The sequence below is a fragment of the Mannheimia sp. USDA-ARS-USMARC-1261 genome (assembly GCF_000521605.1).
GTDB classification, from domain to species: Bacteria; Pseudomonadota; Gammaproteobacteria; order Enterobacterales; family Pasteurellaceae; genus Mannheimia; species Mannheimia indoligenes.
Genome location: NZ_CP006942.1, coordinates 2,242,189 through 2,255,218, shown reverse-complemented (window position 1 = coordinate 2,255,218; position 13,030 = coordinate 2,242,189). Strand labels below are relative to the sequence as shown.

Annotated in this window: 14 protein-coding genes; 5 read left to right on the top strand and 9 right to left on the bottom strand. The window is 41.1% G+C overall.

Translation table 11 applies throughout. The features are described from left to right. Window positions 1–70: 70 nt before the first annotated feature. From accB to dapD, 6 genes are all read right to left on the bottom strand, one after another. Entirely contained in the window at window positions 71–541 is a 471-nt protein-coding gene (gene accB / locus X781_RS10955; protein WP_025236901.1) for an acetyl-CoA carboxylase biotin carboxyl carrier protein, read from the bottom strand. A 73-nt stretch (window positions 542–614) separates the two neighbouring features. After that, window positions 615–749: a hypothetical protein gene (locus tag X781_RS12605; RefSeq protein ID WP_256380684.1), complete on the bottom strand. Its 135-nt coding sequence runs from the start codon at window positions 747–749 to the stop codon at window positions 615–617. Then, on the bottom strand, window positions 730–2,715 hold the full coding sequence (locus X781_RS10950; protein ID WP_025236900.1) for an LTA synthase family protein: 1,986 nt from the start codon (window positions 2,713–2,715) through the stop codon (window positions 730–732). The genes X781_RS12605 and X781_RS10950 overlap by 20 nt, the downstream gene beginning before the upstream one ends. A gap of 33 nt (window positions 2,716–2,748) precedes the next feature. Next, entirely contained in the window at window positions 2,749–3,189 is a 441-nt protein-coding gene (gene aroQ / locus X781_RS10945) for a type II 3-dehydroquinate dehydratase (RefSeq protein ID WP_025236899.1), read from the bottom strand. Window positions 3,190–3,192: 3 nt separating this feature from the next. Next, window positions 3,193–3,651, bottom strand: a complete 459-nt coding sequence (locus tag X781_RS10940) for a GNAT family N-acetyltransferase (protein WP_025236898.1) — start codon at window positions 3,649–3,651, stop codon at window positions 3,193–3,195. Between the two features lie 58 nt (window positions 3,652–3,709). After that, window positions 3,710–4,534, bottom strand: a complete 825-nt coding sequence (gene dapD, locus X781_RS10935; RefSeq protein WP_025236897.1) for a 2,3,4,5-tetrahydropyridine-2,6-dicarboxylate N-succinyltransferase — start codon at window positions 4,532–4,534, stop codon at window positions 3,710–3,712. A 151-nt stretch (window positions 4,535–4,685) separates the two neighbouring features. Between dapD and X781_RS10930 the strand changes: the two genes are divergently transcribed. The 3 genes from X781_RS10930 to ftsN all read left to right on the top strand — a co-directional run bounded on the left by X781_RS10930 (window position 4,686) and on the right by ftsN (window position 7,091). Beyond that, a complete protein-coding gene (locus X781_RS10930) occupies window positions 4,686–5,348 on the top strand; it encodes a M15 family metallopeptidase (RefSeq protein WP_025236896.1) in 663 nt (220 codons plus the stop codon). Beyond that, a complete protein-coding gene (locus X781_RS10925; RefSeq protein ID WP_025236895.1) occupies window positions 5,345–6,097 on the top strand; it encodes a class I SAM-dependent methyltransferase in 753 nt (250 codons plus the stop codon). Before X781_RS10930 ends, X781_RS10925 begins: the two co-directional genes overlap by 4 nt. Window positions 6,098–6,230: 133 nt before the next feature. Then, a complete protein-coding gene (gene ftsN, locus X781_RS10920) occupies window positions 6,231–7,091 on the top strand; it encodes a cell division protein FtsN (protein ID WP_025236894.1) in 861 nt (286 codons plus the stop codon). A 45-nt stretch (window positions 7,092–7,136) separates the two neighbouring features. Here ftsN and X781_RS10915 read toward each other — a convergent pair whose 3' ends face one another. Next, window positions 7,137–8,318 (bottom strand): FAD-dependent oxidoreductase, encoded by a 1,182-nt coding sequence (locus X781_RS10915; protein WP_025236893.1) that lies wholly within the window; start codon window positions 8,316–8,318, stop codon window positions 7,137–7,139. Between the two features lie 107 nt (window positions 8,319–8,425). Between X781_RS10915 and X781_RS10910 the strand changes: the two genes are divergently transcribed. After that, a complete protein-coding gene (locus tag X781_RS10910; RefSeq protein WP_025216487.1) occupies window positions 8,426–8,761 on the top strand; it encodes a hypothetical protein in 336 nt (111 codons plus the stop codon). A 133-nt stretch (window positions 8,762–8,894) separates the two neighbouring features. Then, window positions 8,895–10,427 (top strand): YifB family Mg chelatase-like AAA ATPase, encoded by a 1,533-nt coding sequence (locus X781_RS10905; RefSeq protein ID WP_025236892.1) that lies wholly within the window; start codon window positions 8,895–8,897, stop codon window positions 10,425–10,427. Here the strand turns inward: X781_RS10905 and menH are convergent. Then, the gene (menH, locus tag X781_RS10900; protein ID WP_025236891.1) at window positions 10,424–11,197 is read right to left on the bottom strand and encodes a 2-succinyl-6-hydroxy-2,4-cyclohexadiene-1-carboxylate synthase; all 774 of its coding nucleotides are present in this window, start codon (window positions 11,195–11,197) and stop codon (window positions 10,424–10,426) included. The genes X781_RS10905 and menH overlap by 4 nt on opposite strands. Before the next feature lie 53 nt (window positions 11,198–11,250). Continuing rightward, the gene (gene menD / locus X781_RS10895; RefSeq protein WP_025236890.1) at window positions 11,251–12,957 is read right to left on the bottom strand and encodes a 2-succinyl-5-enolpyruvyl-6-hydroxy-3-cyclohexene-1-carboxylic-acid synthase; all 1,707 of its coding nucleotides are present in this window, start codon (window positions 12,955–12,957) and stop codon (window positions 11,251–11,253) included. Between the last annotated feature and the right edge of the window lie 73 nt (window positions 12,958–13,030).

Sequence of the window (13,030 nt, the reverse complement as noted above, 5' to 3'; positions counted from 1 at the left end):
GGGAGATTCCCTTGAAGTGAATTGGTTGGAAAGATGCCCCTATTAAATAAAATATAAGGGCAAACATAGATTATTCGATGATGAATAATTTTTGGTCGAACTCAACCGGTTCGCCATCATTAACTAAAATTTCTTTAACTACACCGGCTTTATCTGATTCAATGCGATTCATCATTTTCATCGCTTCAACAATACAGAGTGCATCGCCGATTTTCACGGTTTGACCTACTTCCACAAAGGCTTTCGCATCCGGGCTTGGGCTACGATAGAACGTACCAACCATTGGAGAACGTACAGCGTGTCCACTTACTTGCTCCGTTGCCGTATTAGAAGGGAAAGAGGCTGGTGCAGCAGGTTGTGGAGCTGCTGCTGGAGCTGGGGCTGCAACAGGTGCGGCAGCATATTGAACAGTAGGAGCAACAACTGCTGCTGGTGCAGCACGGCTAATACGTACTGTACCTTCTTCTTCAGACACTTCTAATTCAGTAATGCCAGATTCTTCAACTAATTCGATAAGTTTTTTGATTTTGCGAATATCCATAATAAGATTCCGTGTGTGATTAATAATAAAAATAGAACTCTGCATTTTTTATCGTAAATAATAGAATGCAGAGCTAAAAATTCTGGGTGTAGAATACCTGAATTTCACGGATTTTGCGAATAAAATCTTCTAAATTTGGCGAAAATACGTGATTTTGGTATTCATCGTACCAGTTGGATTGTGAGCTTTTATGACGGTATTTCTTCACTATATCCTTTAATTAAATAATTAATTTGCCAATTAATGAGATTTTGATAAGCACGAATTCGGTTATGTTCGACATGATTTAACGTTACATCTTTTATGAAAAAGTTATTTTCTTCATTCCATTCATATTTGATAAATTCTGCTGTAGTTAAATCAACGACACCTGATTTATCTGCCCAAACATGAGGATGGTAAGCGAAATAGCCTTCTGTAGTTTGAGACAATAAATTTGCTCCTCCACAGTTTAAGTATTCCGCATTAGAAAGGCTTAAATGGTAAAGGGTAGGCATAATATCTTTATGCGATCCTAATTTCGTTGGAGAATAGTCAATACTGAACTGAGCTTTGATAGTTGTCGGTACGCTCAAAATAAAAGGAACTGAATGCGACATAAATATCTCTTCCGGAAATTTATGTTTCATTCCTCTAATATGGTGATCGCCTGTTGCGGCAATAATGGTGTTGTCTTTTTTGCTACCAGCTTTTACGTCCGTGATAAAGTTACCCAAAGTATGGCAAGCATATTGGAAACTTTCTAAAATGTTACGGCGTTCACTTTCATTTTCGCCAAATTTATTTTCCAATACTTGCGGCTTTACTTTATTCGGTACATAGGTATTCGGTGCTTTATATGGCGGATGGTTGGTAATTGTCAAAATATTAATAAAGATTGGCTCTTTTGCCTCTTCCAGTAAATCATTGGCTAATTTAAAAGCAAATTCATCAGCCACTCCCCAATAAGAAAGAGTCTGTTTGGCTTCAGGGTATCGATCCATCAAATCATTTTGGTCATATAATTCATCGACACCTTGAAGAGGTAAGTAATTTGCAAGGTTTCGCCACATCATATTACCGGCAGAGATAAAAATCGTTTTATATCCTTGCTTTTTATAGACAAGAAATGGTGTTGTTTTTAGCTTAACATTTTGAGCAACAGATTGAGTTACTTCTTGTATCGGGCTATGAAAATAAATGGATGCTAAAGAATTCATTGTGCCGTCAGAGGACGATAAAAACCGTTTAAAAATAAATTCTGTGTCAAAATAAGGTCTTAGAGAACCGAGTAAATCATTACTCTCTTTGTTATCAGTGATAAGCCCATTTATTCCAAAGCTTTCCATTATTGCTAATACGACATTCGGTTTATGATTTTCCAGCCATTCGTTTCTAGGGGTTTGGGAATAGAGAGTTTTTTCGCCCAATGCCTCATGGATTAATCGCTCACCCTCCGATTTATTTACAGCATTAAAACTCACGTTACGTTTTCTATCCTGAAATGCCCAACGAATTGCTAAAATGCCATTAGGTACCATTTTATTTAGAATAGTTAATGATGAGATCTGAGCGTGAATCCGCCCTAAGGGTTTAGAATTTATGGTACCTCTCATTGCAAAAAACATAGCTACAAAGATAGTTATAAATAGAGCTATTTCTACCCAGTTATTTGCTTCCCAATATGTTGTTTTCAGCTGATATATCACATAGGCAGGTATTAGGCTTAGCGTAAGGCTCATTATAGTGATAGCGAAAACAGGGTAATCATCAAGAATATTTTTTAATACAGCCTGAGTATCTTCTTCTACTAAACCAAAAATAAAAACATCATAATAATTATTGTAGGTTTTAAAATAATAGATATTACAAATAACGGTAAGTACAACTAAGAAACCGATAATCAATACATACCCGGCATAACCTAGAAGAATAGGTTGAGCTGAAATGAAAAATGAGCAAAGAGCGGAGATTAAAAAAGGTATTGCTAAAAATAATGCAATAATTTTTAAATCAAAACGTAAGCCAAGGTTTCTCATTCTTTTGATAGCTTCATTATTTTGTGGTGCTTTTAGGATATTGTTATCCACAAATTTTCTTATCATTACTTCTCGCGTAATAATAAAAATCATCGCAAAATAAAAGAATAGTCCCAGATGAATAAGGGATAACGAGATAATAGAGAATTTATCCATTAAAGTGCCTTTATATTATCAATATTGGGTAATTTAGTGATGTTTTAAGAATTGTATTGCAAAATCCAACGCATATTCATAGCCTTTTATACCCAAGCCACAAATAACGCCTTTTGCTATATCACTTAGATAGGAGTGATGGCGGAAAGGTTCGCGACTATGTACATTAGAAAGATGTACTTCAATAAACGGAATGGAAACTGAGAGTAACGCATCACGAATCGCCACGCTGGTGTGAGTGAACGCTCCGGGGTTAATAATAATAAAATCAGTGTTTTGAAAAGCTTGATGAATACGGTTGATGATTGGTTCTTCACCATTTGCTTGGAAGCAATCTAGTTCTACCCCTTGCGATGAGGCTAAAGTTTTCAGATGGTTTTCAATATCTGCTAACGTTTGTGAACCGTAAATTTCAGGCTCACGCTTGCCTAACATATTCAGGTTTGGACCGTTTAATAGTAAGATTTTTTTCATTATCTACTCCACACTTAATTCGTAGTTTAACCATTCACGATTTTCGGTTGCTCCTAAACGTTGATAGAAACGAATACCGCCCTCGTTCCAAGGGGCAACTGTCCATTTGATTATTGTGCAGCGATGTGCTTTTGCCTCCGCTTTTAAGGCTTCCATTAATGCTTCGCCCACTTTTTGATTACGAGCCGTTTCATCAACATACAACTCTTTCATATAAATAGCCGGACGATTTTGAGCGGTATAAGGCAGGAAGTAATAGACTAACATTCCTACAATCTTGCCTTCATTTTCTGCCACTAAACAGTAGAAATCAGGCGGATTTTTTCGAAAGCCAGATTCAACTACAACCTCAGGTGTAATTGCAAATGAATCGATATAATGCTCAAACTCAGCCAGTTTTTGCATTAGAGGGAAAACTTGATCGGTATCTTGTTCCGCCATTTTTCGGACGATTATTGCCATATATTTCCTTACAAGCGGTAAAAAAATCCCTCACTTTTGCAAAGTGAGGGAACATTTATTATTCTTCGATTGAACGTAAAAGTTCGTTTAAGCCCACTTTGCTAAGTGTTTTCTCATCGACTTTTTTCACGATAACTGCACAGTATAAGTTGTGTGAGCCGTCTTTCGATGGAAGTGAGCCTGAAACCACAACAGAACCTGCTGGCACACGGCCGTAATGCACTTCGCCGGTTTCACGGTCGTAAATTTTGGTGGATTGACCAATAAATACGCCCATTGAGATCACGCAGTTATCTTCCACAATCACGCCTTCCACGATTTCAGAACGTGCACCGATAAAGCAGTTATCACCGATAATAGTTGGGTTTGCTTGTAACGGCTCTAATACGCCACCAATGCCCACACCGCCTGAAAGGTGTACGTTTTTACCGATTTGTGCACAAGAGCCTACGGTTACCCAAGTGTCTACCATTGTGCCTTCGCCAACGTATGCACCGATGTTCACGAAAGATGGCATTAACACCACGTTTTTCTCGATGTGTGAACCTTTACGTACTACTGCACCCGGTACGGCACGGATGCCATCTGCTTTGAATTGTTCTTCCGTATAATTGCCGTATTTAGTTGGTACTTTGTCGTAGAATTTGGTTTCTGCACCGTCAATGATTTGGTTGTCTGCGATACGGAATGAAAGTAACACGGCTTTTTTCACCCATTGGTTTACGACCCATTCGCCATCTTTTTTCTCAGCCACACGCAAAGAACCGTTATCTAAACCAGCGATTACTTCCTCAATAGCCGCTTTGGTTTCTGCATCAACAGTTTTAGGTGTGATATCTGCACGGCGTTCAAATGCCGCTTCAATAATTGCTTGTAAAGACATTGTTGTGTTCCTTAATCAGTTAAAAATTTAAAGGGAAATACGGCTCACTTTTTAACATAGAAAGGCTTTTATTTCCACAAGAAAAAACATATCGCTGAAATTTAGTTTATAATTCAATCCATTGATTTTTAGCATACAAGCGGTCATTTTTGTGGAAAATTTTGCAGCTATTTTAACCGGTAAAACGCGAGTCCATTTGGTAGCGTTGCCAAATCTGCTTTCGGATCAACATTTCCTTCAGCCTGAAGTGGTTGAGTCGTTTTTGGCATTGCAACAAGGGGCAAAAGAGGCAGGTTTTAATCTTCAGCCAGCCAGTACCTTTCGGGATTTTGAACGCCAAAAATTAATTTGGAATATGAAATTCAACGGAGAACGTAAAGTTCACGATGATAATGGCACTGCGATTGATATGAGCCAACTCTCCGATTTCGAAAAATGCCAAGCAATGTTGCGTTGGTCGGCGGTTCCCGGTTCAAGCCGACATCATTGGGGGACGGAAATTGATATTTTCGACCCAGATTTGCTCCCTGAAAATACCCAACTTTTGTTAGAGCCTTGGGAGTATTTAGAAGGTGGCTATTTTGCTGAACTCACCGAGTGGCTACACGCTCACGCAGAACAATTTGGTTTTTATTTCCCCTTTGACGGCACGCATAGTCGAGTCGGATTTGAGCCTTGGCATATCAGTTACCGCCCGATTGCGGCTGAATATGAAAAATTATTCACGGACGAAATGTTAAGATCGGCTTGGCAAGACGAAGATGTAGCGGGCAAAGAATGTTTACTCGCCCACTTTGATGAATTATTAAAATGATCCAATTAATTAACGAAACCGATAATCACGACAAATTCCAACGCATTTGCGACAAATGGCAGCTTATTCATCAAGCAGATAGCACATTAGCTCTCGTACTAACAGAGGAGCGTTTAGAGCTACGCAAATTAGATGAACCAAAACTCGGGGCGATAGCGGTGAATTTTGTCGATGGCACAATGGCTCACCGCCGTAAATTTGGTGGCGGACGGGGTGAGGCAGTAGCAAAAGCGGTCGGCATTAAAGGCGATTATTTACCTACAGTGATTGATGCTACGGCAGGTTTAGGGCGAGATGCGTTCGTATTAGCTGCCGTAGGCTGTAAGGTACTGTTAGTGGAGAGAAACCCAATCGTTGCGGCTTTATTGGAAGATGGGCTAAAGCGGGCTTATCAAGATTCGGAAATTGGTGGTTTTATGCAAGAACGGATGATCTTGGCGGATGTTCGCAACATTTCACTGCTTGAACCACAACTGAATGCGGCAGATGTTGTCTATTTAGATCCGATGTATCCGCACAAACAAAAAAGTGCGTTGGTGAAAAAAGAGATGCGGGTGTTTCAGCATTTAGTGGGGGCAGATTTAGATTCCGATGATTTTTTCTTGCCGGCAAAGGCGTTAGCGAAAACACGAGTGGTGGTAAAGCGTCCGGATTATGCTCCTTTTTTAGCGGAACAAAAGCCGGATTTTTCCCATACGACGAAAAATCACCGTTTTGATATTTATCTTTCTCATCAAAAAAACGAATAAAACGAATAAACAGGATCTTTTTGTCGTTTTTTACAAAACTTTAAAACAGAAAACGGTATATAAGATAGGCAAGCGGTTATTTTTACAGTAAAATTTACAAATTAGTTTATTTTTTATAGGGAAGGCGGTTATTGTGCCACAGCGTGATTATGTTGCTCGTTCAAACGAGAAAAAAAGTAAAAAAACACAAAAAGAAAGTGCGTTAAAAAAGGTTCTGATCCTAATTATTGGTTTGATTTTAGGTTGCGGTATTGCATTATGGCTTTTAAAAGCAAATGCACCGGCTCCAACAACTGTTTCGAATACAGCACAACCAGTTCAACAGCAGCCAAAAAGTCAATTGCCGAGCAGACCGGAGGAAAGCTGGAGTTATATTCGTGATTTGGAAACTCGCACGGTCATTACCGATAATAATCAAACTTCACAAGAACGTTTAGCTCAATTAACAACTCAGCAAAAGCAACAAATTGAAGAAAGACGTAAACAAGAAGAAGCTCGTTTAGCTGAACAAGTACAGCAAAATTCAACAGTAGAAACTCCAGCAGAGACAACAGATAAGGCAACAATAGTTACTCAAGAGCCTCAATTAAGTGATGAGGCACTGGCAGCAAAAAAAGCGGAAGAGGAAGCACTAGCTAAGCAGAAGATTGAAGAGAAACGTAAACAAGATGAGCTAAAAAAACAGCAAGCTAAGTTAGCAGAAGAAAAAGCGAAAAAAGAACAACCGGCTAAAATTGTTGCAAGTGCGGCAACACCGGCAGATAAAGCGGCAAATCAAGCAGGTAAATTCGGTTTACAATGTGGAGCATTTAAAAATAAAGCTCAAGCAGAAAATATGCAAGCACGCCTTGCTATGGCAGGCTTTAATGCTCGAATTGCCAGCAGTGCAGATTGGAATCGTGTTTTTGTTGGTCCAGTTGGTGATAGAGCAGCAACTTCAAGAGCACAGTCAAACGCTCGTAGCGTAGCAGAATGTGTAATTGTGGCGATGTAAATGTTGAAGTTGAACAGGGAAGAGAGAGCAACAGCTCTCTCTTTTTTATATGCCTATTGCATATTTCAATGCTTGTTTTTTTATCGGTGTTGATTTTTCGGCAATCACTAATCCTAAATTACGAGCGATTTTTAATGGCAACAGTTCGGTTTTGAAGGCTTTATAAAAGATGTCCATACCTGTTTGCATTAATAAATTATCCGGTTTTCGTTTTTGCTCGTAACGTTTTAATACTTCCTCACTCGCAAAATTTTCACCTTTTTTGACCGCTTGTTCCACCACTTCAAGTAGTGCTTTTACATCTTTAAAGCCTAAATTTACCCCTTGTCCTGCGAGAGGGTTAATGGTGTGAGCTGCATCGCCCACTAATACCGCACTGTTTTGTACATAATGTTGAGCGTGCTGGCGAGTCAGCGGAAATGCACCTGATGCCTGCACGTTAATCTTGCCTAATTCTTCTGTTAAACGAGCAGGGAAATGTTGCTCAATGGCAACTGTTAGTTTTTCTGTGGGAAGGTTTTTTAGCTCCGCAATGCGTTGTGGTGAATCGTACCAAACAATGCATCCGTTGTTGCCTGAAAGGGGTAAAAAAGCACGAGGACCTGTTGCATAAAATTGTTGCCAAGTGGCTGATGGAGCGATTTTCTCCGTCTTGATTGTTGCCAGCAAACAATGTTGTCGATATTGCCAGCTGGTTAAGCCAATACCAGCCCATTGGCGGGCTTGAGAGTTTGCTCCGTCTGCGGCAATGATAATAGGGGCAGAAAAGATTTGGTTATCAACTTGAATTTCCCAGCGGTTTTCTCCTCTTCTTGCAAAAATTTGCTCAAATCCGACCGCTTGTACGCAGTTTGGAAATTGCTTTAACTGCTCCCATAATGCAATCTGGAGTAGGTTGTTTTCTACCATATCGCCTAACTTTTCCAGCCCTAAGTCAGAGGCTGAAAATACGGTGTTAAAGCCCTCTATTTCCCAGGTTTCAAGTTGGGTATAAGGGCAAGTTCTCATTGAGATAATTTGCTCCCACACGCCTAATTTTTCCAACAACTGAATTGAGCCCATACTGATAGCGGAAATGCGTAAATCGTAGGCGGAATTAGCCTCAAAAGTCGGGAGCGGATTTTTTTCTAGCAAGGCTAATTTCACCCCCTGTTTTGCCAATCCCAACGCCGTTGCTGCCCCAATCATACCGCCGCCAACAACAATGATATCCAATTCAGTGTTCATTTTTCTTTCCTCTTAAATGAGCTAATATACGCCTGAAACGCCTTGAATTGTATTGCATTTCAGATTAGGATAAAACCGATTTATTCATTTATTCAAAGGAGCATTTTATGTCTTGCAAAACTCACGCACACCACGACCACGAACACGGCGAAGGCTGTGGTCATACCGCCATTAAACATAACGACCATATCGACTATTTACACGATGGGCATTTGCACCATAAACACGGCGATCACTACGATGAACACGTGTTGGAAGTAAATGAGACCAACCCGGCGGAATGCAACGCTGTTCATTGCTGTGGCGACCACGTTCACGGCGAAGGATGTGGACACGAAGCTGTGCCGCATGGCGATCACATTGACTACATTGTAGATGGTCGTTTACATCATCAGCACGGCGATCATTGCGACGATCACGGACCGGTTGAGATTGTGAAATAAGGTTATTTTATGGGAGGTTTTGACCTCCCATAAACTATTTTTGCGATCTCGCTCGAAAATTTGAATATTTGTTCTACCCTCTTTTTCTCTTTCCTTCTATTCTCTCGTCATTGATTTCTTATTTCTCAACATAATGACATTAGCCATAGTTTACAGCCGAGCCTCCATTGGTGTGGAAGCTCCATTAGTAACGATTGAAGTCCATATCAGTAACGGTCAGCCAAGATTAACCATTGTTGGCTTGCCCGAAGCCACCGTGAAGGAGGCTGGCGATCGTGTACGAAGTGCATTAATTAACGCTAATTTTATCTATCCACCCCAACGGATTACGATTAATCTTGCCCCTGCGGATTTACCCAAAGAAGGCGGGCGGTTTGACTTGCCGATTGCTATCGGCATTTTAGCCGCGTCGGGGCAGATTGATTCGGATTTATTAAAGCAGTTTGAGTTTTTAGGCGAGTTGGCACTCACAGGGCATTTGCGAGGTGTGCACGGAGCAATTCCTGCCGTGATTTCAGCCGAAAAATCAAAACGCCAAATGATATTGGCTCAGCAAAATGCGAATGAAGCGGCTTTGGTTTCAAATGCCACAACTTATTTTGCGAAGTCGTTGCTTGATGTGGTGAATATGCTAAATAAGCGGGACAAACTACCTATTTGCCAACAAGTTTTGCAAAACTCGGCAGAAAATCGACCGCTTGTAAGCCGAGATCTCACGGATATTATCGGGCAACAGCACGCAAAGCGAGCCTTAACCATTGCCGCAGCAGGGCAACACAATTTGCTTTTTCTTGGTCCGCCCGGTACAGGGAAAACAATGCTTGCCAGCCGTTTGGCTGACTTATTGCCTGAAATGTCTGATGAAGAAGCAATCGAAACTGCCTCCGTAACCAGCCTTGTACAGAATGAACTGAATTTTCAGAACTGGAAACAACGCCCGTTTCGTTCGCCCCATCATAGTGCGTCAATGGTGGCGTTAGTTGGCGGTGGCTCAATCCCAAAACCGGGCGAAATTTCTTTAGCCCATAACGGTGTGCTTTTCTTAGATGAATTGCCCGAATTTGAGAGGAAAGTGTTAGACGCACTCCGTCAGCCGTTAGAGGCAGGCGAAATTATTATTTCCAGAGCCAATGCTAAAGTACAATTTCCTGCTCGTTTCCAATTAATTGCAGCAATGAACCCAAGCCCGACAGGGCATTATCAAGGTAAGCATAATCGAACTTCTCCCCAACAAGTAATGCGATATTTAAACCGTTTGTCAGGTCCGTTTTTAGACCGATTCGATCTCTCCATTGAAGTGCCACTTTTACCTCAAGGGGCATTACAAAGTGATTCTGCAAATCGGGGTGAAACCACCGAACAAGTTCGCAAGCGGGTGTTTTTAGCCAGAAAAATGCAATTTGAGCGAGCAGGCAAAATTAACGCACAACTTACCACACGAGAAATTGAGCGAGATTGTAACCTATCCGCACAAGATGCGTTATTTCTGGAGAATGCCTTAACCAAATTAGGTTTGTCAGTTCGGGCTTACCACCGCATTTTAAAGGTTTCTCGCACTATTGCAGATTTAGCCGGAGAGAAGGAGATTAAGCAAATTCATTTAGCCGAAGCCTTAGGTTATCGGGCAATGGATAGGTTGTTGCAACGATTGCAGGGGGAGAGTTAGATTTGTTGAGTGGAGATGAACGCAAGCAATTTCTCCACAAAATCCTCCGAATTTCCCCTATGTGCATTATGCCCTGCGTTTGAAATAATCTGCACAGGCAGTTGATATTGCTCTGCCATCTGGCGGAATTTGTTATCCTTTTCCCCGATGAAAAAGAGAATGTTTTTATTTGTTTGTTTTAATTGTTCTACATAATTAGGCTGTTTGGCAAGGCTGGTGGCTTCAAGCATTTGAGCAATTTGCTCTCCTTGATTATGCTTTCTACTATCAATATAACGTTCTCTTTCCATATTGCTTAAATCGGCAAATACAGGTTGTTGATACCAATCTTCCAGCACCTTTTCAATTGGTTCGTGGCGAAAACGGTTCGCCCATTGGCAATCATTTTGCCGACGTACTTGGCGTTCAGCTGTTGATGCAAGCCCGATATTCGCCCCCTCTAATATCGTACTCAGCAGATTTGGATTATGGATATTCAGCACATAATCAAGTGCCACTCTTCCACCTAGCGAGTAACCTACTAAATAGAAAGGCTGTGAGCCAATTACCTTTTCTAAAGTGGTGTGGAGCTGCATTCGTAGTTCAGCAAAATCGGCACAGGTAATGTGTTCACTTTGTCCGTGAAAAGGAAGGTCGATAGTAAGCGGTCGAATTTTGGGAAAATGTTGCAAATGTGGGAGAACGCTTTGCCAATCTTGTTGTGAACCGAGCAGACCGTGTAAGAAAACCACAGGTATGCCGTGTTCGGCGTGCCATTGATATGAAAGCATTGATTAAACCCATAAATAAAAGCACCAACCTCCGCTGGTGCTATCGTTTTCTGTTAGGCAATTTCCGCCTGTGAAATTTGTTTCAGCAATGATTTATACATATTGCTGCCGTCGTGTTCGTTTACTTTGATTTCCACAATGGTAACACCTTTACGAGCATAGGCGTGTTTGAGTTTGGTTTTCAAATCTGCCCAAGTAAACGGGCGGATATACTCAAGCCCGAACATTGTTGCGACTTGAGCAAATTCAAAGTTATGAGCGAGGCGGTAGTATTGATCTTTCGCTTTACTATCAACAGGCAACATATCAAACAATGCACCACCACTGTTATTCACCACGAATAAAATGGTCGGTTGGGTAATTTTAGTTAATAAGGCGATAGAGTTTAAGTCGTGCAGAGCAGAAATATCGCCCACCACACCGACGGTTGGGCGGTCGCTACCTTTCGCAATACCTGCCATTGTCGCAATTAAACCATCGATGCCACTTGCTCCTCGATTAGTATAAACAGGGTAGCCTTCAGGCAATTTGCATAGGGCATCAACTAAACGTACAAATAAGCTATTGCCGATGAATAAGTTGCCATTAATAGCTAAAACATCTTGAATATTGTGTGCAAGTGATGCCTCACTTAAACTTCCACCTACTTGCTGCTCAATAAAGGTTGCACAGAATTGCGAAAGAGCTAACGGCTCAAGTAACCACGGCTTTTGGCGAAGTGGCGGATGAACACGCAAGAAGTGATGAGCTTTCGCCACAAAACGGGTTTGATGGTGAGCGTTCGGATTAATGTAATCTTGCGATTCATCAACCAGCCAAAATTCGCCTTGATAAGCTTTTAAGAACTCATTGACACGCTTACTCACAATTTGCGTACCGAATTGGATAACGATATCCGCTTGTAATAAGCGTTGTTTCACCGTTTCATTTGAAAGCCAAATATCGGCATACGGTAGGCTTGCTTCAATGCAAGATTGCACATCGCTTAATAAGCACCAGCCCATTGTTTCCGCCCAGTTTTTTAAACCTGTGCCTTGTTCCGGTGGTAGTTTACCGACAATAATTACCCCACGTTTGGTTCGCCAATAATCCCAGTTTTCGTGCATAGATACTTCACTTTGAATTGCTTGTTGGTCAATCCATTTGGTTTGTGAATTATTCAACCAACCTTGAATTGGGCGTAACCACGGTGTATTGAGAATTTCGTTAATATCAGACTCATAAAGTGGCTCTTCAAAAGGGGCATTAATGTGCAATACACCACCTTGTTGAGCTTGTGTGGTGCAAGCCTGCTCAATGGTTGAAACTAACCAGCTTGCGTTATAAGCCTCATTTGCTTTTGGTAAGTTTACGCTCGCAACAGGATAATTTGCAAAAATGCCTTGCTGAGTAATGGCTTGGTTTACTCCACAACCAATCAATTCAGTTGGGCGATCAGCAGAAAGAATAATCAGTTTTTGATGAGTAAGGCTTGCCTCAATCACTGACGGATAAAGATTAGCAACCGCTGTGCCTGAGGTAACAATTACCGCAACAGGGCTATTGGTTGCTTTGGCAATCCCTAACGCATAAAAGCCTAAGCCTCGCTCATCAAAGTGGGTGTGGCACTCTGCATATTGGGTTTGTTGAAGTTGTACCGCCTCAAGGGTTAAAGGGGTCGAACGAGAGCCTGGTGCGATACAAAAATGCTTTACGCCATAACGCATTAACGCACTTAAAATCACTTTTGCCCAAGTGCGGTTAAAAGAACTTACACTCATATTCTTCTCTACTTATTAATAAATTCGATAAATAGCCCAAATTGTAGCAAAAAGTTAAATTATTTTGGTAAGT

What these genes read in the sequence shown, in the direction of transcription:
- accB (WP_025236901.1), bottom strand. Translation starts at nt 541, where the DNA reads ATGGATATTCGCAAAATCAAAAAACTTATCGAATTAGTTGAAGAATCT.
- menH (WP_025236891.1), bottom strand. Translation starts at nt 11,197, where the DNA reads ATGCTTTCATATCAATGGCACGCCGAACACGGCATACCTGTGGTTTTC.
- aroQ (WP_025236899.1), bottom strand. Translation starts at nt 3,189, where the DNA reads ATGAAAAAAATCTTACTATTAAACGGTCCAAACCTGAATATGTTAGGC.
- X781_RS10915 (WP_025236893.1), bottom strand. Translation starts at nt 8,318, where the DNA reads ATGAACACTGAATTGGATATCATTGTTGTTGGCGGCGGTATGATTGGG.
- X781_RS10940 (WP_025236898.1), bottom strand. Translation starts at nt 3,651, where the DNA reads ATGGCAATAATCGTCCGAAAAATGGCGGAACAAGATACCGATCAAGTT.
- X781_RS10925 (WP_025236895.1), top strand. Translation starts at nt 5,345, where the DNA reads ATGATCCAATTAATTAACGAAACCGATAATCACGACAAATTCCAACGC.
- X781_RS10910 (WP_025216487.1), top strand. Translation starts at nt 8,426, where the DNA reads ATGTCTTGCAAAACTCACGCACACCACGACCACGAACACGGCGAAGGC.
- menD (WP_025236890.1), bottom strand. Translation starts at nt 12,957, where the DNA reads ATGAGTGTAAGTTCTTTTAACCGCACTTGGGCAAAAGTGATTTTAAGT.
- X781_RS10905 (WP_025236892.1), top strand. Translation starts at nt 8,895, where the DNA reads ATGACATTAGCCATAGTTTACAGCCGAGCCTCCATTGGTGTGGAAGCT.
- X781_RS10950 (WP_025236900.1), bottom strand. Translation starts at nt 2,715, where the DNA reads ATGGATAAATTCTCTATTATCTCGTTATCCCTTATTCATCTGGGACTA.
- dapD (WP_025236897.1), bottom strand. Translation starts at nt 4,534, where the DNA reads ATGTCTTTACAAGCAATTATTGAAGCGGCATTTGAACGCCGTGCAGAT.